Annotated in this window: 21 protein-coding genes; 11 read left to right on the top strand and 10 right to left on the bottom strand. The window is 40.6% G+C overall.

Annotation, left to right across the window (positions count from 1 at the left end):
- Window positions 1-18 precede the first annotated feature (18 nt).
- The 3 genes from ACTJJG_RS10065 to ACTJJG_RS10055 all read left to right on the top strand — a co-directional run bounded on the left by ACTJJG_RS10065 (window position 19) and on the right by ACTJJG_RS10055 (window position 4068).
- Complete coding sequence (locus tag ACTJJG_RS10065) at window positions 19-1239, top strand: acyl-CoA dehydrogenase (protein WP_017481256.1); 1221 nt, start codon at window positions 19-21, stop codon at window positions 1237-1239.
- 225 nt (window positions 1240-1464) lie between these two features.
- Window positions 1465-2787: an MFS transporter gene (locus ACTJJG_RS10060; RefSeq protein ID WP_032056950.1), complete on the top strand. Its 1323-nt coding sequence runs from the start codon at window positions 1465-1467 to the stop codon at window positions 2785-2787.
- A gap of 51 nt (window positions 2788-2838) precedes the next feature.
- The gene (locus tag ACTJJG_RS10055) at window positions 2839-4068 is read left to right on the top strand and encodes a CaiB/BaiF CoA transferase family protein (RefSeq protein ID WP_017481258.1); all 1230 of its coding nucleotides are present in this window, start codon (window positions 2839-2841) and stop codon (window positions 4066-4068) included.
- Between the two features lie 84 nt (window positions 4069-4152).
- Here the strand turns inward: ACTJJG_RS10055 and ACTJJG_RS10050 are convergent, their stop codons facing one another.
- On the bottom strand, window positions 4153-4812 hold the full coding sequence (locus tag ACTJJG_RS10050; protein WP_032056949.1) for a VOC family protein: 660 nt from the start codon (window positions 4810-4812) through the stop codon (window positions 4153-4155).
- A gap of 14 nt (window positions 4813-4826) precedes the next feature.
- A complete protein-coding gene (locus tag ACTJJG_RS10045; RefSeq protein WP_005302902.1) occupies window positions 4827-5375 on the bottom strand; it encodes a TetR/AcrR family transcriptional regulator in 549 nt (182 codons plus the stop codon).
- A 97-nt stretch (window positions 5376-5472) separates the two neighbouring features.
- Between ACTJJG_RS10045 and ACTJJG_RS10040 the strand changes: the two genes are divergently transcribed.
- Complete coding sequence (locus tag ACTJJG_RS10040; protein WP_017481261.1) at window positions 5473-6006, top strand: HPP family protein; 534 nt, start codon at window positions 5473-5475, stop codon at window positions 6004-6006.
- 77 nt (window positions 6007-6083) lie between these two features.
- On the opposite strand, the gene tcuB is transcribed toward ACTJJG_RS10040, so the two are convergent.
- The 6 genes from tcuB to ACTJJG_RS10010 form a co-directional block, all read right to left on the bottom strand.
- A complete protein-coding gene (gene tcuB, locus ACTJJG_RS10035; RefSeq protein ID WP_032056948.1) occupies window positions 6084-7217 on the bottom strand; it encodes a tricarballylate utilization 4Fe-4S protein TcuB in 1134 nt (377 codons plus the stop codon).
- Window positions 7207-8613 (bottom strand): FAD-dependent tricarballylate dehydrogenase TcuA, encoded by a 1407-nt coding sequence (gene tcuA, locus ACTJJG_RS10030; protein ID WP_032056947.1) that lies wholly within the window; start codon window positions 8611-8613, stop codon window positions 7207-7209. Before tcuA ends, tcuB begins: the two co-directional genes overlap by 11 nt.
- A gap of 103 nt (window positions 8614-8716) precedes the next feature.
- The gene (locus ACTJJG_RS10025) at window positions 8717-9646 is read right to left on the bottom strand and encodes a LysR family transcriptional regulator (RefSeq protein ID WP_032056946.1); all 930 of its coding nucleotides are present in this window, start codon (window positions 9644-9646) and stop codon (window positions 8717-8719) included.
- A 132-nt stretch (window positions 9647-9778) separates the two neighbouring features.
- Window positions 9779-10573 carry a substrate-binding domain-containing protein gene (locus ACTJJG_RS10020; RefSeq protein WP_032056945.1) on the bottom strand — a complete coding sequence of 265 codons (795 nt, stop codon included), beginning with the start codon at window positions 10571-10573 and terminating at the stop codon, window positions 9779-9781.
- 92 nt (window positions 10574-10665) lie between these two features.
- Entirely contained in the window at window positions 10666-11976 is a 1311-nt protein-coding gene (locus ACTJJG_RS10015) for an MFS transporter (protein WP_017387501.1), read from the bottom strand.
- Window positions 11977-12253: 277 nt separating this feature from the next.
- Entirely contained in the window at window positions 12254-13183 is a 930-nt protein-coding gene (locus ACTJJG_RS10010; RefSeq protein ID WP_005071169.1) for a LysR family transcriptional regulator, read from the bottom strand.
- Between the two features lie 793 nt (window positions 13184-13976).
- Here ACTJJG_RS10010 and ACTJJG_RS10005 point away from each other — a divergent pair.
- The 6 genes from ACTJJG_RS10005 to ACTJJG_RS09980 all read left to right on the top strand — a co-directional run bounded on the left by ACTJJG_RS10005 (window position 13977) and on the right by ACTJJG_RS09980 (window position 21087).
- Window positions 13977-15029: a Bug family tripartite tricarboxylate transporter substrate binding protein gene (locus ACTJJG_RS10005; RefSeq protein WP_005071167.1), complete on the top strand. Its 1053-nt coding sequence runs from the start codon at window positions 13977-13979 to the stop codon at window positions 15027-15029.
- A 54-nt stretch (window positions 15030-15083) separates the two neighbouring features.
- Window positions 15084-15530, top strand: a complete 447-nt coding sequence (locus ACTJJG_RS10000) for a tripartite tricarboxylate transporter TctB family protein (protein WP_014208457.1) — start codon at window positions 15084-15086, stop codon at window positions 15528-15530.
- A gap of 12 nt (window positions 15531-15542) precedes the next feature.
- Entirely contained in the window at window positions 15543-17042 is a 1500-nt protein-coding gene (locus tag ACTJJG_RS09995; RefSeq protein WP_000382837.1) for a tripartite tricarboxylate transporter permease, read from the top strand.
- Between the two features lie 49 nt (window positions 17043-17091).
- Window positions 17092-18138: an AbrB family transcriptional regulator gene (locus tag ACTJJG_RS09990; RefSeq protein ID WP_032056942.1), complete on the top strand. Its 1047-nt coding sequence runs from the start codon at window positions 17092-17094 to the stop codon at window positions 18136-18138.
- 162 nt (window positions 18139-18300) lie between these two features.
- Window positions 18301-19686 carry an outer membrane protein transport protein gene (locus tag ACTJJG_RS09985; RefSeq protein WP_032056941.1) on the top strand — a complete coding sequence of 462 codons (1386 nt, stop codon included), beginning with the start codon at window positions 18301-18303 and terminating at the stop codon, window positions 19684-19686.
- A 33-nt stretch (window positions 19687-19719) separates the two neighbouring features.
- Window positions 19720-21087, top strand: a complete 1368-nt coding sequence (locus ACTJJG_RS09980; RefSeq protein ID WP_032070531.1) for an amidohydrolase — start codon at window positions 19720-19722, stop codon at window positions 21085-21087.
- Between the two features lie 59 nt (window positions 21088-21146).
- Here the strand turns inward: ACTJJG_RS09980 and ACTJJG_RS09975 are convergent, their stop codons facing one another.
- Window positions 21147-22154: an AraC family transcriptional regulator gene (locus ACTJJG_RS09975; protein WP_069120120.1), complete on the bottom strand. Its 1008-nt coding sequence runs from the start codon at window positions 22152-22154 to the stop codon at window positions 21147-21149.
- 215 nt (window positions 22155-22369) lie between these two features.
- Between ACTJJG_RS09975 and ACTJJG_RS09970 the strand changes: the two genes are divergently transcribed.
- Window positions 22370-23395, top strand: coding sequence for a fatty acid desaturase (locus ACTJJG_RS09970; RefSeq protein WP_081318653.1), 1026 nt, complete (start codon window positions 22370-22372; stop codon window positions 23393-23395).
- Between the two features lie 101 nt (window positions 23396-23496).
- On the opposite strand, the gene ACTJJG_RS09965 is transcribed toward ACTJJG_RS09970, so the two are convergent.
- Window positions 23497-24105 carry a LysE family translocator gene (locus tag ACTJJG_RS09965; protein ID WP_069120115.1) on the bottom strand — a complete coding sequence of 203 codons (609 nt, stop codon included), beginning with the start codon at window positions 24103-24105 and terminating at the stop codon, window positions 23497-23499.
- Between the last annotated feature and the right edge of the window lie 95 nt (window positions 24106-24200).

Genomic DNA, 24200 nt, shown 5'->3' with positions numbered 1-24200 from the left:
AATTAAGCAGAGGATGCGATGAATCACATGGTGACAACAAAAAAAGCAAAAGTTCAATTTAACTGGCAAGACCCATTTTTAATTGAGCAACAGCTTAGCCCAGATGAGCGCATGATTCGTGATGCGGCTCATGCCTATTGTCAAGAACGTTTGCAACCCCGTGTACTTGAACAATTCCGTCATGAAACAACAGATCCATCTATTTTCCGTGAAATGGGAGAGCTTGGCTTACTTGGCCCAACCATTCCTGAGCAATATGGCGGCGCGGGTTTGAACTATGTGAGTTATGGTTTGGTTGCGCGTGAAATTGAATATGTCGACTCGGGCTACCGCTCTATGGCGAGCGTGCAAAGCTCATTGGTCATGGTTCCGATTCATGAATTTGGTACTGAAGAGCAAAAGCAAAAGTATTTACCTAAACTTGCCACAGGTGAATACATTGGCTGTTTTGGTTTGACTGAACCTGATCATGGCTCAGACCCGGGCAGTATGATTACTCGTGCTAAAAAAGTTGACGGTGGTTATCGTTTAAGTGGCGCAAAAATGTGGATTACCAATAGTCCAATTGCCGATGTATTTGTCGTTTGGGCAAAAGAAGTTTCTGCTGAAGGTAATGTGGGTGACATTCGCGGCTTTATTTTAGAAAAGGGTTGGGAAGGCCTATCTGCGCCTGCCATTCATGGCAAGGTCGGTTTACGTGCCTCGATTACGGGTGAAATCGTGATGGATAACGTTTTTGTACCTGAAGAAAATGCGTTCCCTGAAGTTCGAGGTTTAAAAGGCCCATTTACCTGTCTAAATAGCGCCCGCTATGGTATTGCATGGGGTGCGATGGGTGCTGCCGAGTTCTGTTGGCATACAGCCCATCAATACACCATGGACCGTAAACAATTTGGTCGTCCATTGGCTGCAAATCAGTTGATTCAAAAGAAACTGGCAGATATGCAAACTGAAATTGCTTTGGGTTTACAGGCTGCTTTACGTTTTGGCCGTATGAAAGATGAAGGTATTGCATCCGTTGAAGGTACATCTTTAATTAAGCGTAATAACTGTGGAAAGGCACTTGATATTGCCCGCATGGCACGTGACATGATGGGTGGAAACGGCATTAGTGACGAGTTTGGTGTGGCACGTCATTTGGTCAATCTTGAAGTCGTAAATACCTATGAAGGTACACATGATGTTCATGCCTTAATTTTAGGTCGTGCACAAACAGGCATTGCCGCATTTAGTAACTAACTCAATCATTTTTTAAAGATAGAGGTGTTCTTTCGAGAGCACCTTTAGGGATTTTTACGCAAAAATTTATGGAAAATGACAAGATTCATCGTAAGGATACTCATGTGAAGATGTCCTCTGTGTACTTAAAACTAAATATAAGATGGTGAAAATATAGAAGATTAAGTCATACAGAAAACATAAGTAGGCTACCGATGACTCATTTGGGAAAATGAGGAAATAAATATGAACAATGACGTTCAAGTAATATCGAAAGAATTAAGAACCACATTTCCAAGTAACCTTGGAACATATGAAAAGATTGGACCAAATACATGGAAATGGGCGTTGTTATTTGCCTATTTTGCGATGGTGGTCGATGGCATTGATATTATGCTGCTGTCTTATAGCTTGACCAGTTTAAAGGCGGAGTTTGGTTTAAGTACCTTTCAAGCGGGTGCCTTAGGCAGTGCTTCTTTAGCAGGTATGGGTATTGGCGGTATTTTGGGTGGTTGGGCATGTGACAAGTTTGGCCGTGTACGAACGATTGCCAACTCGGTAACCTTCTTTTCGGTAGCGACTTGTTTGTTAGGCTTTACGCAAAGCTTCGAGCAATTTATGGCTCTACGTTTTATTGGTGCTTTAGGAATCGGAGCACTCTATATGGCTTGTAATACCTTAATGGCTGAATATGTGCCGACAACTTACCGTACAACGGTCTTGGGCACATTACAGACGGGTCAGACCGTAGGTTATATTGCTGCGACGTTATTAGCTGGTGCAATTATTCCAGATCATGGCTGGCGTGTTTTGTTCTTCCTGACCGTAGTGCCTGCTTTTGTTAATATTTTCCTGCAACGCTTTGTGCCAGAGCCAAAATCTTGGCAGCTCACCAAAATTGAAAGCTTACAAGGCAACAGACAACCTAAAGAAAGAGTGGTGGCTGAAAAGCCGAAAAGTAGCAGTATCTACAAACAAATCTTTAATAACTTTAAGCACCGTAAAATGTTTTTGTTGTGGATGACCACAGCATTTTTCTTACAGTTTGGTTATTACGGCATTAACAACTGGATGCCAAGTTATTTAGAAACAGAAGTACATATGAACTTTAAAAACTTAACCAGTTATATGGTGGGTTCATATACTGCAATGATTCTAGGCAAAATTTTAGCGGGTTATCTTGCTGACAAATTTAACCGCCGTGCTGTTTTTGTGTTTGGAACAATAGCCAGCGCCGTGTTCTTGCCAATCATTATTTTCTTCAATACGCCTGACAATATTTTGTATTTATTAATCACTTTTGGCTTCTTATATGGCATTCCATATGGTGTAAATGCGACTTATATGGCTGAAAGTTTTTCAACTGATGTACGCGGAACAGCCATTGGCGGTGCTTATAACATTGGTCGTGTTGGGGCAGCGATTGCACCAGCCACGATTGGTTTCTTAGCATCGGGTGGAACTTTTACCATGGCCTTTATTGTGATGGGCGCTGCGTATTTTGTTGCGGGTGTATTGCCAGGCTTATTTATTAAAGATCGTCAGTACGATCCACAAAGACAATCATAAACAATGAAAAGAAGGTGCGTTGAGTGCCTTCTAAAAGATAAGGGTATCGTTATGGGTGCATTACAAGGAATTCGGGTTTTAGATTTAAGTCGTGTACTTGCGGGGCCATGGTGCGGGCAAATCTTGGCAGACCTTGGCGCAGAAGTGATTAAAATTGAACGTCCTCGAGTAGGTGATGACACCCGCATGTGGGGACCACCATGGATGCCCGATCAAGATGGAAACATGACCCGTGAATCTGGTTATTTCCAGTGTACCAATCGTAATAAATATTCAGTTGCGGTGGACATTACCACACCCGAAGGTCAGACTTTAATTTATGAAATTGCCAAGACTGCTGATGTCGTGATTGAAAATTATAAGACAGGGTCTTTGGCTAAATATGGTTTGGACTATGCTTCCTTAAGTGCGTTGAACCCAAATATTATTTATTGCTCGATTACGGGTTTTGGACAAGATGGCCCACGTGCACAAGAGCCTGGCTATGATTTTATTATTCAGGGTATGTCTGGCTTAATGAGTATTACTGGCGAGCCTGATGATGTGGCAGGCGGTGGTGCACAAAAGGTTGGTGTGGCTGTGGTAGATATTCAAACGGGTTTGTATTCCACGATTGCGATTCAAGCGGCCTTGATTGCACGCTCACACACTGGACGCGGTCAATATATTGATATGTCACTCCTTGATGTGCAGGTCGCGGCACTGGCAAATCAGGGAATGAACTATTTAGCTTCTGGTAAAGCCCCACAGCGCATGGGTAATCAACACCCAAGTATTGTGCCGTATCAAACTTTTAAGGCCAAAGATAAAGAATTTATTATTGCTTGTGGTAACGATAAACAGTTTAAAGATTTGTGTATTGCAATTGGTTATCAAGAGCTACTCGAAAATGAAAATTTTGTGCGCAACCAAGACCGTGTCAAATATCGAAATGAACTGATTCCTTTATTATCGGAGCACTTTTTGCAAAAAACTGCTAAAGAATGGGTTGAGATGATTCATGCTTTAAAAGTACCCGTAGGTGTTATCAACTCTATTGAAGATGCCTTGGCTGAACCACAAATTGTACATCGCAATTTGTTGGTCAATATTCCTCATCGTTTAAATGAAAACTTCCAAACGATTGGCTCACCAATCAAGTTGTCTGATACTCCAGTTGAATATCATCATGCACCGCCAGAGTTGGGTGAACATACGGCTCAAATCTTATCGAGATTTAAAACAGCAGAAGAGCTAGCTGCGTTAAAAGAGAAAGGCATTATTGATGGAAAAATTGCTTAAGCTATTGTCATTTTTAATGTGATTCAATTTAAATAAAAACTGTGATTTGCAATAAATCACAGTTTTTATTAGAAACTAAGCGTTTTAATATTTAAAAATAAGCGGCAGCTCTGGTCTGAAATCATGAATTATTCCTTGATGTTCATGATCAAAACTAATTTCCATTAAATGCTCCGATCCATCAGTCACTTCAAAATCATCAAGCGTATTGAACAGTAACGAAGTAGGGTGCTGTTCGAGGTTTGGAATAGAAACCTTAATTGAGGTGATTTCTGATAAATCTTTGCTATGCACAAGTGGTTGTTGTTTTTCTTTCGCAGCAAGGTCTGGTCGTGAAGCAAATGAGAGAAAGAACCACATTGGCTCAGATACAACAGAGTCTTTGGCAACATTTACTTCTAAGCTGGCTGGTAAATAGCTTGGCTTGTAAACCCAATTAGGAAATTTTGCGCCGTTATCATCTTTATCTTTAGGTCTAAAGCAAATACCAAAAGGGGACGGGATATTATCTTGAGCACTCAGTCGTTCAAAAAGCAGAGTTGGTTTGGTGAGATCGCTTGAGGCTTCTTCTGGATTATTTAAAAAGATTAACTCGATAAAAATGTTTTTAAAGAAAAATCGTCTGTTTTCGGTACCTTGACCTGGGTGCTTATTGGATGAACCTTCTGTTAGACCGAATTTTTTTAAAGTTTCAGCTTCGGGAGCGCCTGATTGTACACAAATAAAAATATGGTCCACTTCCATTTTAAGTTCTCATGCTAATGTTGATGAATATTAAATAATTGATTAATAGAATTTTTCATGTTTATCGCAAGTATTTCATCGAAACCATCGACTAAAAAGCGGCTAATTAAGCCTTCAATCACTGTATAGATCAGCTCAGATAAAGCTTCACCATTGGGTATATTGCAGTTTTGTGCAATCAATACTTTAATCCATTGTTTATGGGCTTTAGAAATAGAAATAATGTCTTGATCATCTTGGTTAGATTCAGCGACAGCTCTTACAAATAAACAGCCCTTAAAAAAATCTTGTCTAAACCAGTTAGTGTGCCAATCCAGAATTTTATTGATGGCCTCTAACCCTGTTGCATCTCCCACATAGCCCAAAAGGCTTTGCTTAAACCGTTCATCACGTGCAACGAGCACAGACTTAACCAGTTGATTTTTATTTTTATAGTACGTGTACATCGTGGTTTTTGAGCAGCCAGATTCATCGCGAATCAGATCGACACCAACCCCGACAAAACTATTTTCGTTAAATAACTTCTCGGCTGTATCTAATATTTTTAAGGCAGATTTTGACATAAAACTTTTCCAAAAAATAAAATAGTACAGATCTGTACTATTTGAAATTTTATCTATATGCTTTTTAAAAAGCAATGTCTGTTTAAGGAATAAAACCATGTTCTCGATTTTTTATGGCAAAGAAAAACTGGCTCCATCGCCCACTAAAATTGATGTTTTAAGAAGCCTTGTTGGGGGGACAGTCAGTATTTTTATACTTCTGTGGTTGAGTAAACTCACACACAATATCTTTATCATGGCGCCGTTTGGTGCGACCTGTGTATTGCTCTATACCGTGTCGCAGTCACCTTTGGCACAGCCGAGAAATATTATATTTGGGCATCTTATCTCGGCTTTTGTGGGTTTGTTTTTTCTAAAATTTGTCGGTGTTTCTATTTTTACAATTGCGTTATCAGTGGGCTGCGCTATTGCACTCATGCAGATTTTTAAATGCGTTCATCCACCTGCTGGAGCTAATCCTTTGGTTATTTTGCTCACCGCAAGCAGCATACATTACGAGTGGAGTTTCTTAATTTTCCCTGTTTTGGTTGGTGCAGTGTCTTTAGTTTTAGTGGCGATGCTCATTAATAATATTAAAGCAAGTACGAAGTGGCCAATGTATGGCTTGGGAATTTTAAACAGTAAAAAGTAGGGATGGCATGAAGTGTTTTGAGCTTAAAATAATGAAAGTATTCACTACGCCAAGATAGTGAATACTTTTGAATGAAATTATGATTTCTTGGAAATACGTTCTTCGATGGCAAATTTGAGTAAAGAAGCACTGCGGTAAAAACCGTGTGCGAACTTACCAAATGGCATGGTAATAAAGAAAGTCATGACAGTGGCTAAATGGAAAATCAGTAAAAGTGCCATGTAAGGGGTATTGCGAAATGCCATAAGTGCTAGCCCTGAAGCACTAACGATAAGTAGAAGGAAAATAAAGCCTCGATCTACAGGTTTTTGCTCACGGTCACCATGCAACGGATGACGTTTAAGATTTAAATAGAGTAAGCCAGCAGGCCCGACAACTAAGCCAATTCCACCTAAAGTGCCTAAAATCACAGGCAAGCTTAGGTAAGGATAAGGTGCATGTAGGTCAAGAAAATAGTGATATAAAGTCGCTACACCTGTAGCTGCAAAGCAGAGCATAAAGCCATAAAAAGTTAGGTGATGGAACACACGGCGGATTTGTGTGTAACGGTCATCTTGCTCATTACAGCCTTTACCATGACCGCCATCTAAATATTTAAGTGTTAATACATTTTGAGTGGCTTGAACCAGATCGGGTTTCTCAACTTTGCCGTGAATGACTTTAGAGGTTTGTCGCCAGAATTTGCCAATTCCAATGCCGAGCAGAACAATGGCAACTGTAAAGGTCGCTCCAAATAATAGAGCTAAAAAGTTATGCGGGAAAATCGCATAGAAATTACCTTGATAGCCTGCAAACAGGTCGGTACCTTTGTACCACACCACAGCTAACATGCAAAAAAAGAAAATAAGTGTTAATACCGAAACAAAAGGAATACCCACAGATTTATAAAGTCGACCTAAAGGCTGAGGGGTCGCAAACTCTTGGTAAGTTTCTAAACGTACTTGTGCCATCGCTTTTGGAATGTTTACGCCAAACTCATGAGGTGGGGCATATTGGCAAGCGTGTAAACAAGCACCACAGTTATGGCACAGGTTTGCGAGGTAATGAATATCGGCTTGATTAAACTCAAGGCGTTTGGTCATGGCTGCAAAAACAGCGCAAAAAGACTCACAGTAGCGACAAGCATTACAAATCTGTAGGGCTCTTTGAACTTCTTGCTCATGGTCAGAGAGCTGAACAACTGGAATTAGGGCTTTGCTATTAGCATTCATGTTCAACTCCTTGTGAAAGTGCATAGTGGGCGGCATTTTTTCCGGCAATGCGTCCAAAGGTCGTGCCAATCGACATGCCAACGCCTGCGGTATAACCCTGACCAAGTACGTTGCCTGCCATCATTTCACCTGCGACAAATAGGTTGCGGCTTGGTTTATTGTTAAAACGCACAGCCGCATCATCTTCGACTTTTAAACCTAAATAGGTAAAGGTAATGCCGGGTTTAAGGGCATAGGCATAGAAAGGTGGCTGGTCGAGAGGAACAGCCCAATGGGTTTTGTTGGGAACAATATTTTCGGTGGTGCAGTCATCTAAAACCGTATGGTTAAAGGTGCCTTGTACACAGGCTTGATTAAATTCTTCTACGGTGTGGCATAAGGTTTTTGCATTTAGCCCGATTTTTTCGGCTAACTCTTGAATGCTATTTGCTTTTACACCAGCAAATACAGGTGGCATAAAGCGGCCAATCGCTTTTGAATCAATAATCGAATAAGCAATTTGTTGGGGTTGTTTGGCAACAAGACGGCCCCAAATCGCATAACGTTTTGGCCAGAAGTCTTCGCCTTCATCGTAAAAACGTTCGGCTTTGTTATTAACCACAATTCCCAATGAAACACAGTCAATACGAGTACAAATACCGCCGTCATATAACGGTGCGCGTGCATCTACGGCTACGCAATGTGATTGTGATGGGTCACCAATAATATCGGCGCCTTGATCTATCATAAATTTAAGCAAGTTGCCCTGATTAAAGCGGGTTCCCCGAATAATGAAATTATCGGCAGGCCATTCGCCGTTTTCATTTTGTCCCCATGCTTCTCTTAACCATTCTAAATTTGACTCAAAACCACCTGCGGCTAAGACACAGCTTTTTGCTTTAAACACACGGCCATCTTCAGCAATTGCAGCTTCAAAATGTCCTTGGTTTAACTTTAGATCTTTAATTTTTGTGTTGTATAAAATTTCGATACCAAGCTCTTGGGCACTACGGTAATACGCATTAATGAGGGCTTTACCGCCGCCCATAAAAAATGCATTGGTACGTGCAACATGCAAAGCACCCGATAGTGGCGGCTGAAAATTCACACCATGTTTACGCATCCAGTCACGGCAGGTCGCCGTGCTACGAATGACGAGACGAGCTAAATGTTCATTGGTTTTGCCCGCAGTCACTTTAAGTAGGTCTTGCCAATATTCTTCTTCGGGGTAGGCATCAACCAATACATCTTGAGGAGCATCATGCATGCAGCGAAGGTTACGAGTGTGTTGTGAGTTACCACCACGCCATTCTTTAGGTGCTGCTTCTAGCACAAGCACAGAAGCGCCACTTTCTTTTGCCGTGAGCGCGGCACACAGTGCGGCATTCCCACCACCAATTACAATCACATCATGCATGGATTTCTCCCTTTCTCAGCTAGGGCTAATGTAGCTTTAAAAGGAAAGGTGAAGTGAGAGGCTAGGCTTGAATGGGTGTTTAGTAAAAATAAATACTAATAGCTTAAGTGTTTATAAGTTTCGCACCGGGCCAGCGCTTTTCATTAATCAAGTTTGCTACACAGGCACGAATCACCACCTTCGTGGCTAAGGTGGCAGGCGAGAGTTCTTCTTCAGAGAGGCTAATTAAATAATTAATACGCTCAATGGCAGGTTCTACAACGCGCAGTAAACATAGGTCTTGCCGCGAATTTAACGATGCACCCGCAGGTTGGATGGTTGCCATTTCGAGTTGGCTAATGCTTTCCATTAACAAATGCAGCCCATCAATTTCATAGGCCACTTTAAGCTGATGAATTTTCTGTTCGAGCAACAAGCGCAGTCCATGTCGTTGACTCGGTAAAATCAGGGGAAGTTCTTTAAGCTGTGAATGATTAATGGTTTGAGTATCGATACAGCTTTCAAGGTCGTATTGGCTCAGCACTTCTTTAGGCGAGATTAAAAACATCTGTTCTTTGACTAAAGACTGTATGGCCCACTGTGGGTCGACATCGTCACTAAAGATGATGGCGACATCGAGCTGCCTTGCATTCACCAAAGCTTTGAGGTCACCCGATAAGCCTTCGATTAAACGAACTTTAATGTCGGGGTAACGGTTTCTCATGAGTTTTAAAAAATGAGTGCCTATAACAGACGCAACACTCGGCGAAAAACCGACGGTGACGTGGCCACTTAAACGTGAGGAATGTGCAGAGTCTACGGCATGGTCTAGGTGTCTAAGTGCCAGTTGCACTTGTTGAAAAAAAGCTAAGCCCGCAGGGGTGGGAACCGTACCCAAAGCGGTACGTTGTAAAAGGCGAATAGAAAGCTCGCTTTCTAATTTTGAGATTTGCTGACTTAATGCAGAAGTTCCAATATCGAGATTTTTTGCAGCTTTACCCAAGCTTCCTGACTCGATCACTGCAATAAAATACTTTAATTGTTTCAGTTCCACGGCAAATACTACATTAACCTTTATGGATTAATTCTACACTGGTTTGTCGCTATAGTTTTTACTCTATTGCTTTGAGTAAACCACTAAAAGAGTAAAGGCAACATCACCTCAAGACGTTGCCTTTTAGAGCTTTTATTGTTTAACCTGCTCAAGACCCTGTTCTTCAATAATTTGTGTTGCTTGTGGCGATTTCACAAATTTGATTAACTCTTTTGCGACTTTTGCATGTTCCGAATTTTTACCAATGCCTGCCGCAAATACCGTCACTTTTTGATACGGTGCAGGGATTGGGCCGACTAATTCAACTTGACCATATTTGCCAGTAAAAGGTTTGATTTCACTAATTTGCTGGAAACCAATATCAAACTGGCCTTCGGCAATACGTTTTGCAACGCGGTCGCCTACCACTTTTTCTGCTTTACTCGAAATTACTTTGTACTCGACAGGTGGGAAGCTTGGGAAAACATCTTTTTCAAGATGCGTACCGCTCGCACTTGCTGAATAGCCGATGTGCTTGGCATTTAATAAAACTTTTTCAAACTTTTCTGCAGAACTAATGTCTGGCTTTGGCGCACCTTTAGGCACAGCCATACCAATGCTTGAATTCACTAAAGCACTTTGTGAATTTGGGTCTACATAACCCTTTTCTGCGAGCTTGCTCAGTTCAGGAGCAGCCAAGACCACCACATCAAAACGTTCACCACGATCGAGTCGATTTGGAATTGCAGTCGGTGATGCACCCATTGATGAACCAGATGAAAGGTGAACCGTGTGACCAGTTTGCTTTTCAAATATTGGAATGAGTTTTTCCATAGATGAATAGAAACCGCCTGAGCTAATCACTTCGAGTGTATCTGCGTTAGCAAGGGTTGAGCCTAAGCCTGCACCAGCTAGGCAAATGGTCATGAAGATAGGGGACTTTTTCATAGTATCTCGCTTTAATGACAGGAGAACACAGTACGGAGACGTAAGATCTGCCGTACTGTTCATTAAAATTTCAGGTTAAGTAGTAGTTGTTTTTAAGCGCTAATTTTTGCAGGTTCAGCAATCGCGTCAGTATTTTTCTGTTTAGAACCGCGGCATAGATACAAGCTTGAGATGAGGCTACAGACCGCAGCAAGCATGAGCCAGAAAGCAGGGGTACTAGGGTTGCCTGTGTTTTCGACAAGGAAGGTACAAGCCATTGGTGTCATACCACCAAAAATAGCGGCTGCAAGGCTAAATGCTAAAGAGAAACCAACTGTACGTACACGTTTTGGCATCACTTCGGCAAGGGTTGCAACCATGGTTCCGTTGTACATACCAAAGAAGAACGAGAAGTAAGCAAGCGTAATTAGAAGGTTTGAGAAACTAATGTTGCTCACTAACCAACTTAAAACCGGATAACTTGTAAAGAGAGCAAGTGTGGTAATACCGACTAGTACTGGACGGCGGCCAATTTTGTCTGAAAGCAAACCACCCATTGGTAACCAGAAGAAATTAGACAAACCAACAAACACTGTTGCTAAAAGGCTGTCTGTTACTGACATTTCTAAAGTACGTTTTGCATACACTGTGGTGTAAACCGTAATAAAGTAGAAAGTGGTCGTCGTCATTGCACTCATCATCATGCCTGCAAGGACGATGCGCCAGTTGCTCGCCAATGTGCTGAAAATTTCTTTTGTTGAAGGATGAGTCTTTTGCGATTTAAAGTCTTCAGTTTCCTCTAAAGTACGACGGAACAAGAAGATTAAAGGAATAATCAAACAACCGATTAAGAACGGAATACGCCAGCCCCATTCACCCACTTGAGCCGTAGTTAAGATGGTGTTGAGCCAGTAGCCAAGTAATGCAGCAAACACAACAGCAACTTGTTGGCTGCCAGACTGCCAGCTTGTGATAAATCCGCGATTTTTATCCGTTGCAATTTCTGCGAGATAAATAGACACACCGCCAGATTCAACACCTGCCGAGAAGCCTTGTAATAGACGTCCAATCACCACCAAAATCGGAGCAATAATACCTATGGTTTCATAACCTGGTACAAAGGTAATTAAGATGGTTCCGATGGCCATAAGGCTTAAAGTAACAATGAGACCTTTACGTCGACCAACTCTGTCGACATAAGCGCCCAAGAAAATAGCGCCGAGAGGACGCATAAGAAAGCCCGCAGCAAATACGGTAAATGTCATCATTAAAGAGACATATTCATTTTCAGAGTGGAAAAATTTTGCCGCGATATAAGTGGCATAGAAACCAAAAAGAAAAAAGTCGTACTGCTCTAAAAAGTTGCCACTCGTTACGTTTAATATTTTTTTAAAAGTAGCCCTACGGTTATTCACGACATCCATTGGAGACCTCCTTGGCCTGACAAAATGGAAACATTCACGATTTTCGAGGCTGGACCTTAATTGATTCAATCAATAAATCTAAAGAGCAAATGGGTTAGAGATGAGATTTAGCGAGGTCCTTTGCAGAAAATGTGATGCCTTGTTTCCAGTTCAAACTACACATCTATATTTCGATAAGAGGAAAACCACTTATCATTCGGACGAAAATGTAATCTCAAAAAGCAGGAGGGAGTGAGAGGGCAAAATTAATTAGGTATTTAATAAAATTAATGACTCTTTATAAAATAATTTCAGAACATGGCCAAATCTGGTTTTGAATCAAATCTTTCACGCAAGCCTTAATGGCTGACTTTGCGGCAAGTGCGGCAGGTGATAATTCTTCTTCGGCAAGGCTTACCAAGTAATTGATTCGTTCAACTTCAGGGTCTACTAACTTGAGCAATTGAAGCTTATGTTTGTACTCTTGTAAACAAGCGCTACCTGGGCGGACGCTGGCAAGGTCGAGGTGAATTAGACTGTCCATGAGTAAGTGTAGGCCATCAATTTCATAGACGACATTAAGCTGACCAATCTTGTGTTCAAGCAACTTTCTTAAACTATGGCGCTGACGTGGTAATACTAAAGGAAGGTCTCCAATTTGTTGAGACTGAATCACACCACTTTTGATGCAATCAGCAAGACCATATTCTTCTAGAACTTCCTTTCGTGCCATTAAATACATTTGCTCGCGTACCAAGGGTTGAATCGACCACTGTTTGTCAATTTCATTGGTAAAAATAATCGCGATATCGAGCTGACGCGAGTTAATGGATTGAATTAGATTGCCCGATAGCGTTTCCACAATCTCTAAACGAATATCTGGGTAACGTTCAGACATTAGTTTCATTAAAGGGATACCAATCAAAGCAGTAATCGTCGGTGGAAAGCCAAGGCTGACATGCCCAGACAGTCGTGCAGAATGAGCAGCATCTACCGCGAAGTTTACTTGACGTAAAATAAGTTGAGAATGTTTTAAAAAGGCGAGACCTGCTGGAGTAGGAGTGACACCAAAGGCATTACGCTGTAATAGGCGAATGCTTAGCTCTTGTTCTAATTTACTAATTTGCTGGCTAATAGCAGAAGCACCCACATCGAGTTTTTGGGCAGCTTTACCAATACTACCTGCTTCAACCACAGTTAAAAAATACTTTATTTGTTTGATTTCCATAATAAATGTGTTCGCTCATCATCCTTGATTTAATTGATACAGATATGAAGGATTGGGAAATCTATCATGTGCTTTAATATTAACAGCAATCCATAAAAAAGATCTTCAATTTGATATTCTAAAAATAATAAAACGATCTTTTTCAACTTTAATATTAAAATTTATTCTCTAACTTTTATTTATTATTACGATAAATTTACCGCTAGATTTTCAGTCTTTCACATTCCCTATTCTTAGAATTTTAACCTATTTAATTTTACTAATGCCCCCTTTAATTTATTGGTATCACGATGTTTTCTTGATCTGTGCTTTAATCTTTTCAAATGAAAAAGGGAGCACATTAAATGCATGATGCATTAAAAAATATGATGGATTTTCAAATTATGAAGAAGAGTAATTGATTAAATAACTATTGGAAAAATATATGAGTATTTAGCTCATTTGATCAGAAGGGAAGATTGGGTAAACAGGTTTATTTATTTAAATATTAACGTTACCCATAGCATGGATATGCAAAAGACAACTCAATAGATTAAGTTTTTACTATCTTGTTGTTATTCACCAGTATTATTTAACCGAAGCATTTCAGGATATTTTTGCAAAGGTTTTAATTCTCATTATAGATCTGGTGATTGTCCTAACTTTCCCTCTCCTTAGCTATTTCTTTCAGTCGATTGATTCGTAATTTTTATAGTAACGCTGCATTACTGAAGTTCGCTGTGAAAAAGCGCATTTCAAAACATAAGACCAAAACTAAAAACCAATAAGCATGATCGTGCCAAGGAGGTCGATTATGGAGATTGGTAAAAATCAAAATATGAATAGAGCAAAACGTTATAAGGATGTATGTAACATGAAAAATTTAACTTTACTCGCATTAACATGCGTCAGTGTGACAATGGCTGGGTGTGGTTCAGGAAATGCTTCTAAAGAGGCGGGTCAGCCAAAACGTCCGGAATGTATAGCCCCAGCCAAGCCGGGTGGCGGGTTTGATATGACCTGTAAATTGATTCAATCTGGCTTTAAACAAACAGACCAGCTCAAAGATCCAATACGCGTAACCTATATGCCGGGTGGGGTTGGTGCCGTAGCCTATAACAAGATCGTAAACAGTGACCCTGCGAATAATAATGCCGTGGTTGCATTTTCCACTGGTTCACTTCTGAACTTAGCACAAGGAAAATTCGGACACTTCACTGAAAAAGATGTGAAATGGTTGTCTGGGGTCGCCGTCGATTATGGTCTGGTTTCGGTACATAAAGACTCGCCATTGAAAAATCTCGATGACTTGATGAAAGCACTCCGAGAAAACCCAAAAGCACTCAGCTTTGGTGGTGCAGGAAGTGTAGGTGGTCAAGACTGGATGCAAACAGCAATGTTGGCAAAAAAAGCAGGTATTAGTCCTGCTGATTTAAGATTTGTTGCACTTGAAGGTGGTGGGGAAGTGCTGACTTCATTACTGGGTCAGCATATTCAAGTTGGGGTCGGCAATATTAGTGAAGTCAGTTCATACCTAGAGTCTGGTGATATTCGGGTTTTGGCAGTTTTTGCTAACAAACGTTTGGACGGGAAGTTCTCAAAATTACCTACTGCAAAAGAACAAGGCTATGACATTGAGTGGCCAGTCATCCGTGGTTTCTATATGGGACCAAAGGTCAGTGATGAAGCTTATGGTTGGTGGAAAAATGCCTTCGATAAAATGATGGCTAACCAGAAATTTGACGCAGTCCGTGAAAATCAGGATCTACTCCCATTTCAACTGACAGGTGAAGAACTCAAAGCTTACGTTTATAAACAGACCGCGGAAATGCGGCAGTTATCGCAAGAATATAAATTATCACAATAACAAATCGACTGGGTTGAGAAGCTATTTTTCAGCTCAGTTTTTTTCTGAGGATAGATGATGAAATCTGAACGGATTCTTACCGCCATTATTACGGTTTGCGGGTTATTTTTGTTGATTTATGCGAGCAATTTTGAAGCCCCAATTTCCTACGATCCAGTGGGCCCTAAAGCTTTTCCTATCTTATTAATGGGCTTAATTACAGCGAGTGCAGCATATCTCACTATTCGACCAGCCATTATGTTTGAACCCGTTGAGTTGGGATGGACAAAACATTTAATCGTTAAGTTAGCGTTGTGCGCGGTGGCTTTAACGCTATATGCATTAGTTTTTGAATGGCTCGGCTTTATTGTTGCAACCCTATTAATGACCATTGCAGTGGGCAAACTTTTCCATGGCAAAACCATACCGGTTTTGGTGACAGGTTTAGTACTTAGCATCAGTACCTACTATATGTTTGACCGTTTCTTGGATGTGCCGTTACCACTTGGATTTTTTGGTTAAGGATGACCCGCTATGGATGTATTAAGTTTTTTAATGATGGGGTTTGAGGTTGCTTTACAACCACAGAATCTTTTAATTGCTTTGATTGGCGCATTTATTGGAACGATTGTTGGCTTATTACCGGGTTTAGGTCCAATTAATGGGGTGGCAATTTTATTGCCGTTTGCTTACGCTTTAGGTTTGCCCGTAGATAGTGCCTTGATTTTATTGGCAGCAGTTTATTTGGGCTGTGAATATGGCGGACGTATTTCAGCGATTTTGTTAAACGTACCCGGAGATGCTGGAGCCATTATGACTACGTTAGATGGTTATCCATTGGCACAGCAAGGAAAGGCAGGAATCGCATTGTCTTTGTCATCGGTCAGTTCCTTTGTTGGAAGTACGGTTGCCTTTATTGGGATTGTGTTGTTTGCTCCTATATTGGCGAAATGGGCAATTGCGTTTGGACCTGCTGAATATTTTGCTTTGATGGTCTTTGCAATTGTTTGTTTAACTGGTCTGGTCAGTACGCAGCCTTTTAAAACCTTAATTATGGCACTCATGGGCCTAGCACTTTCAACTGTGGGAATGGATGCAATTACAGGTGTATATCGCTTTACCTTTAACAGTGTGGGTTTAAGTGACGGAATTGCTTTTACTACTTTGGTTATTGGCCTATTTAGTGTAAGCGAAATCCTATTAATGCTCGAACGTACGACAATTGGTCAAGTTGCTTTAAAACAAGGAAAGCGTTCTCTTTTTAATCTTAAAGAGTTCTTTTTCTCGTTAGTTGCAATTATTCGCAGTTCAGTGATTGGTTTCTTCTTGGGTATTCTTCCAGGAGCAGGCGCAACCGTTGCAAGTGCAATGGCCTATACCACTGAACGAAAAATGGCAAAGGATAGTAGCAAGTTTGGTAAAGGTGATTTACGTGGGCTTGCTGCACCAGAAAGTGCGAATAACGCAGCGGCTTGTGGTTCATTTGTACCCATGTTGACACTCGGTGTGCCGGGCTCGGGGACGACTGCGGTCATGATGGGCGCGTTGCTTATGTACAACATTGCACCAGGTCCACAGTTATTTGTTCAGCAACCTGTATTGGTGTGGTCGCTGATTGCATCGCTTATGGTGGGTAATATCATTCTGTTGGTATTAAACTTGCCATTGGTAGGCTTCTTTGCCCGCATGCTGAGTATTCCTAATTACATTCTGATTCCGATCATCGCAAGTGTAAGTTTTGTTGGTGTGTATGCTATTCATAGCAATATCTTTGACTTGCTGCTCTGTATGGGCTTGGGTGTATGTGGATATATTCTCAGAAAATTTGATTTTCCCTTAGCTCCACTGATTCTTGGTTTTGTACTTGGCGAATTAATGGAATCGAATCTGCGCCGTGCACTTTCAATTTCTCAAGGGGAACTTGATGTCTTATGGAGCAGTAACATTAGTATAGGACTTTGGATCATGTCAGGATTATTATTGATCTTGCCAATCGTTCGTAAATACTTGTTTATCAAAAAGCAACAAGCTTAAAAGGACAGCAATAATAGTCAGCATTGGTTGGCTATTATTGCTCTGAATTATGGAAAAAATAAGCTCAAATCTCAAAGGATTAGCAATTGCTCTGGTCGGAGCTTTAATTGCCAAATATTTGCATATTCCCTTGCCTTGGTTGCTTGGACCTTTATTGACGGCCTTATTGTTCGGTAGTGTTGGTCATCCACTTGCCTGTGACCCCCAGTGGCGACGCATAGGGCAGGTCATTATTGGTATGGCTTTAGGCCTATACTTTTCACCAGCTTTGGTACAGGCAGTGGCAGCATATTGGGGCTTTATCCTCATAGGTTTGGCATGGTCACTTGTGTTGGGTACGTTGCTGGCTGGATTGCAATATCGAGTTAATACCTTGGATTGGGCAACTGCATGGTTTTCTTCGGCCATTGGTAGCGCCAGTGAAATGGTGAATATTGCAGAGCGACACCAAGCTCAAGTCGATAAAGTCGTTGCCGCTCATAGCCTAAGAATTGTGATTCTGGTTGTGCTGGTCCCAATTTTTATGGAGCTTTATTTTCATGTCGAATGGACTGGTTTAAAGATACCAGTGTCGGATCAATTTAGCTTTTTTCAGGTCTTCTTACTGTTTTGTCTGGCCCTGTTTGTTGGTCAGGTTTTTCAATTTTTTAATCTTTTAAACGCTTGGATTTTGGGGCCACTCGCCATTATTGGGTTATTGTCATTTTGCGGAATACTTCAGATGAAATTGCCTGAATGGTTTACTGCCTTTGGTCAAGTCTGTATTGGTTGGTCACTAGGTAGCAAGTTTCCATTTAGCTTTTTAAGGAAAAATAAAAAATTTATTGGAATCACACTGATATTCAATTTACTGGCTTTAGTACTATCGATCAGCGTTGCTTTATTACTGGTTAATTTAAGTCATACAGAAAAACAAATCTTGATTTTAGGCCTTTCACCCGGAGGCATCGCAGAAATGTCACTGATGGCTAAAGCTCTTGGACTCGCAGTACCCATCGTCGTTTCTTTCCAACTCTCAAGATTAATTTTTGTAATTCTCACTACGCGCTTTTTTTATCAATACAGTCTGCAATTGTTTTTTAAATCTAAAAAGTAAGACCCTTTTTTAACATAAAAACTTTGTTGTGCTTACCGCTATAAAAATCATAACTTTTCAATATGGCATCTACGGTCAAATCATTGGCGTTTGGAGCTAAGCAGAAGCATTCAAATCTACATAAAGTGAGGAATCAAAATAAAAAATATCCAGGATGGATCCATGAGTTTTGTTGTGAATAAAAAAATATTGATCTTAGGAATAACTTCAATTTGCACAAGCACCTTACATGCGGCTGCATTTGATAAAACAGGGCAGTCTGTAGCGGCATTTTTACAACCGGGTAACTATTTTGAAGCAAGTTTAGGAATCACAGATGCCGATTTAAGTGGTGTAGAGTCCGGTACCAACCCTTCACATCATTCAATTTCAGATATAGCCAACACCGATTATCGACCTACCGCAGCGTTAAAACTACAGTTAGCACCGCAGTATTCATTTGGCTTGCTGTATGATCAACCTTTTGGTGCCGACACAGAATATTCAGGCCTAAATGGCTTTGTTGCAACGCCAAAAGACATGGTTATGTTACCTGGCATTGCAACAGCAGGACTTGCCAATGCTACTTCTGGTCAGGCTCCTACAGGAAATGCAAAATCAGAATTTGATATACAAAATTTAAGCTTTATTTTGGGATATCAACCCACAAAGAACTGGAATCTTTATGCGGGGCCAGTCTATCAAACCTTTAAAAGTCAGGTTGAATTAAGAGGTAATGTATTTAGTCTTTACAACGGCTATGACTTTCACACCAAAACTGTAGGTGACTTGGGATGGTTAGCAGGGCTTGCCTACCAGATTCCGGAAAAAGCTGTGAAAGTCTCATTAACCTACCGTTCAGCCATTACTCACAAACTAAACGCGACTGAAAATGCCCCACTCATTGAGATGTTAAGCACTCAACAAGGTCGTGATTTAGTTAATCAGCATCTAGACTACATGATTTCTATTGGTCAGATGACTCCACAAAAGAAAGCTTACTTAAATCAGATTATTGCCAATTTGCCAGAACAAGAAGATACAGGTACAACAAAATTTAAATCTCCTGATTCAGTGAATTTGGAGTTCCAGACCGGACTTCGTCAGGGAACGTTACTGTTTGGTAGTTTACGCTGGGTAAATTGGAGTGATCTCGCTCTACAACCTTATCGCTTCGGTGAGATCTCAAAAGTTGTTGGCGTACTATCAACGCCAAGCCGTCCGGAAGGTTTTAATTTGGTTCGTTATTATGACGACCAATGGTCTTTAAATTTAGGGGTTGGACAACGCTTTTCACCTAAATGGTTAGGCTCTGTGTCGGTTGGATGGGATTCAGGAGCAGGTGATAAAGTGTCAACGGGTGGCCCAACCAAGGGATATTACAACTTGGGCGTGGGTGCTCAATATAGCCCGACATCGCAATACTTTATTTCTGGTGGCGTGAAGTATTACTGGTTAGGTGATGCAAAAGCTCAGCTTGGCGCGCAAGCAGGTAGTGACTATTATGTAGGTGAGTTTAAGGATAACCACTCAGTCAGCTATGGCTTAAAAATTGGATATAAATTTTAAAATTAAATCAGTCATTTATAAGGTTTTAATTACATGAATAAAATCATTAAAAACAGCCTATTTTTAGGATTATCGACTTTCATTGCAGGTTATGGAACTCTCCTTCATGCGGAAGCAAGTCCAACAACTTTGCCGGCGGTTTCGCAAAAAGCGTTAACCATTATTGATACGCAAACAGAGTGGTTAAATAAGGTCTATAAAGACATCCATGAACACCCTGAACTTGGGTTTATGGAAACGCGTACCTCAGCAATTGTTGCCAAAGAACTTAAGTCACTGGGTTTTGACGTTAAAACGGGAATAGCCAAAACAGGCGTGGTTGGCATTTTAAAAAATGGTGAAGGGCCAACAGTCATGTACCGTGCCGATATGGATGCCAACACTGTTGAAGAAGCGACTGGTTTACCATACGCGAGTAAAGTGCGTGTAAAACTTGATGATGGAACTGAAACACCTGTAGCACATATGTGCGGTCATGATGCACATGTGACATGGATGCTCAGCATGGCAAAAACATTAGTCGCTTTAAAAAAGGAATGGAGCGGAACTATTATTTTAGTCGCGCAACCTGCCGAAGAGCCGATCACAGGTGCAAAAGCTATGGTGACCGATGGCTTATGGACAAAATACAATTTACCAAAACCTGATTATTTCTTTGCAGTGCATACCACGCCTGCACCTGTAGGCGTAGTCATCAATGCACCAGGGCCACGTATGGCGGGAACCGATCAGCTTGATGTTTTATTTAAAGGTGTGGGTGGGCATGGTTCACTACCAATGCTCACCAAAAACCCAATTAGCATGGCGGCCAATGCAGTAAATCAATATCAAACCATTATGGGTAACGCAGTTGATCCGCAACAAGCGGCAGTGTTATCAATTGGCTCAATCCAAGCTGGAAATTCGAATAACGTGATTCCTTCTACAGCATTGGTCAAAATGAACTTGCGCTGGTTTGATCCTAAAGTGCGTGAAACCATGTTAAATAACATTAAGTCTATGAGTGAAGGCGCGTCTCAAATGCAGGGGATGGGTAAAGACCAAATGCCGACCTTTACTTTTAAAGGTTCAAGCACACCTGTAATTAACAATAAAGAATTTTCTGCACGTTTAAATGGGCCTTTAAAAGCATTATTAGGCGATAAACATGTTCTAACTGAGTATCCTGCGGTTATGGGGTCTGAGGATGTTCACCATTTGTTAGGCGACCAAAAAGACATTCCGTTTAACTTTATGTTTATTGGTGTGGCAGACCCAGTTGTGTTTGCAAATGCAGTCAAGCAAGGCAAACCTGTGCCTTATATTCCACATAGTCCAAACTACATTGTTGACTTAAAAGCTTTACCAGTGGGAGCCAAAGTCACTACAGTTTCGATGCTAGAACTACTTACTAAAAAATAAGTTACTCATAAAAAAAAGATGCACTTACATGCATCTTTTTTGCCTAGGTTTTTTAAAAGTTAAGAGCAAGCCAGATATTTTTCTCGATAATGGATAGGTGATAAATCGGTCCAGCGGCGAAATGCGCGGGTAAAACTACTGACATCAGTAAAGCCAAGAATATAAGCAATCTCAGTAATATTATGGTTTGAGTTTTTAATATACGATAAGGCGAGTTCATGCCGAGTCTGATCAAGTAACTCACTATAAGAGGTGTTTTCGGCAGAAAGTTTGCGTTGCAGACTCCGTATGCTTAAGCCCAGACTTTTTGCAACGTCTTGTTGTTGAAAATCACCTGTAGATAATTTTTCAATTAATTTTACTTTCACACGTGCCAATATATTTTCTTTATCGAACCGTGCCAGATAACGATTAATAATTTCATCATATTCTTGGGTGAGAGTCGGATTTGCACCTTCGAGTGGTTGTTCTATGGTTGCCGTATCAAACACAATCATGTCTTTGGTTGCATTAAAAACAATCGGAGCTTTTAAAATACTCTGGAATGTTTCTAAATCTTCAGGTTCTGAACGTCTAAGTTCAATGCGTAAGGGTGAAAAAACAGAGCCTTGTAAGGCACGACTCGAGCGAATAAAAACGGAAATAAATGCATCTATTGACTCGGGTTGAACTTCGTCGGGAACATGAATCACGAAATAATGGTTATTTCCTTGCCCATAAAACTCTAGCTCTGGAATATCCGTAACCACACGAAAATAACGAATAATTCTTAGAAACATCTCTTTTAGGGTGGTGCTGGTAATCAGTGAATGCCCTAACACATGAAAAGTATTTTGATTGACTTGGCTGGCAACTTTAAGGCCAAAACATGAATCTTGAGTTTTCTGAACTGCTAATTTCCATAAATTTGCTGTTTGTTTTAATGAATATCGTGCATCAGGATTACTCAGAGCCTGAATATCTAAACCTGCTTGTTCTAATAAAGGTTGACTATCAACACCGGCTTTTTCAAGCGCTTTTTGAATCGCTTTCACCCAGCTAGCCAGTGCCGTTGCTGTCTGTGGCATGTTATGTCCTATAACTTCTGATTCATATTCCTGTAAACAGTATAAAAGATTCAAAACTAAAAAATCTTTTGTTTATTTTGAATCTTTTTATTTTGGCATCCATAGCCAATAGATTGGCGTTTCGAGCTAAGCACATTTAGGGTGATCTAAATAAAGTAGGGGCATGAAAAACTGAGGAATAACGGATGACCTATATTTATAAAAATCCTGCTGGAATGACCGATAGCGAAAAAACGGAACATATTAAAAAAGTAGTAACAGCAGAAGGTGTGGCTTTACGCAAACGCCATCCTATTTTGAACCATCAAAATGCCATTGGGGCGATGATTCTATTTATATTGTTGGTGAGCATGATAGCGACTGCTGTGCTCTATATAAATCATCAACTTTCAGCTTGGTTTGCAATTCCAATTATTGCTTTTTTTGCATCGCTCACCCATGAGTTAGAGCATGACCTGATTCACTGGATGTATTTTAGAAAGAAACCATGGGCACATCATTTAATGATGGGCTTAGTCTGGTTAGCTCGACCAAGTACAATTAACCCGTGGAAACGTCGTGAGCTGCATTTTAACCATCATAAAAACTCAGGCACCGAAGTCGATTTAGAAGAAAGAGCTTTAACCAATGGAGAGCAGTGGAGCATACGTCGACTCATCGCGATTGGTGATAACGGCTTGGCGGTCTTGTTCCGTATTATTTCTGCAAGCAATTGGACGGTTAGAAAAGTAATTTTTAAACGTGCATTTATGGCCTATTTCCCGCTAGGGATTATTCACTGGTCACTGTGGTATATCTTCTTAGGTTTTCACGCAGTTGATTTAGCTGCAAGCTTGGCAGATGCACCAATTGCTTGGTCGGCTACCACTTTAAACATTATGCATGTAGTTAATATTTTGACTGTTGTTTGGGTTGCACCGAATGTGCTGCGTACCTTCTGCTTGCACTTTGTGACTAGTAATATGCATTACTACGGTGATGTTGAATTGGGTAATGTCATTCAACAAACTCAAGTATTAACGCCGTGGTGGATGATGCCGTTCCAATTGTTTTGCTTTAACTTTGGTTCAACACATGCCATTCATCATTTTGTGGTGAAAGAACCATTCTACATTCGCCAAATGACTGCACCAGTTGCCCATAAAGTCATGCGTGATATGGGAGTACGGTTTAACGATGTCGGAACCTTTAAAAGAGCAAATCGTTGGAATGTAAATGATTTATCAGAGTCAAAAAGTTAAAACATAGCTTTTTATCTCACTCAAATGGACTGAGTTCTGTACGAAGCGCTCAGTCCATTAACCATAAACTCACTATACAGTTTCTTAAAAAATAACTAGCTCTACTGAAACTTAGTAAAAAGCAGAATCACGCCTAAGACACATAAGATTGATCCAATCACCTTATTAATCTGTACTTGCTTGGCTAACATTTTTTGTCTCAGTAGCATGGATGAAAACAGTACAGCCACCAGTGAAAACCATACAAAATGCGCAAAAGACATAAAAAAGCCATAAGCCAAAAGAATCGATTTAGGCGTGGTTAAACTCACAATTTGCGTATAGGTACTAATCACAAATAGGGTGGTTTTAGGGTTCAGAGCATTGGTAAAAAAGCCGTATTTTATGGCTTGCAAAGTACCTATAGAATTTAAAGTAGCAGAGTCTAAAACTGGTTTTTGAGTAAAGGTTTTATAGCCAATATAGATCAGGTAAAGCGCGCCAATATACTTAACAATATTCAAAATTTGCGGCGTATAAGTCATCACAAAGGCAACGGCAACTAACGTATAGGTCACATGCACCAACACGCCAAGCGATATTCCAAGTGAAGTGAACACACCTATTTTTCTACCGTACAGATAACTGTTTTTAGTCACGATCGCGAAGTCTGCGCCGGGGCTAACCACCGCCAAAATCGTAATTAAAATAACCGCAATAAACTCTGCCATTATCTTGCACTCTCGCTGAAAACGAGAGGGTTGATCTGTACTTTTTGGAATGTATTTGAGAGGAGAACTGTTTTATTGAGAGCTGCTATTCTTTT

The organism is Acinetobacter sp. 22512 (assembly GCF_052044755.1).
Classification (GTDB): Bacteria; Pseudomonadota; Gammaproteobacteria; order Pseudomonadales; family Moraxellaceae; genus Acinetobacter; species Acinetobacter pittii.
This window is presented reverse-complemented; position numbering and strand designations above follow the sequence as displayed.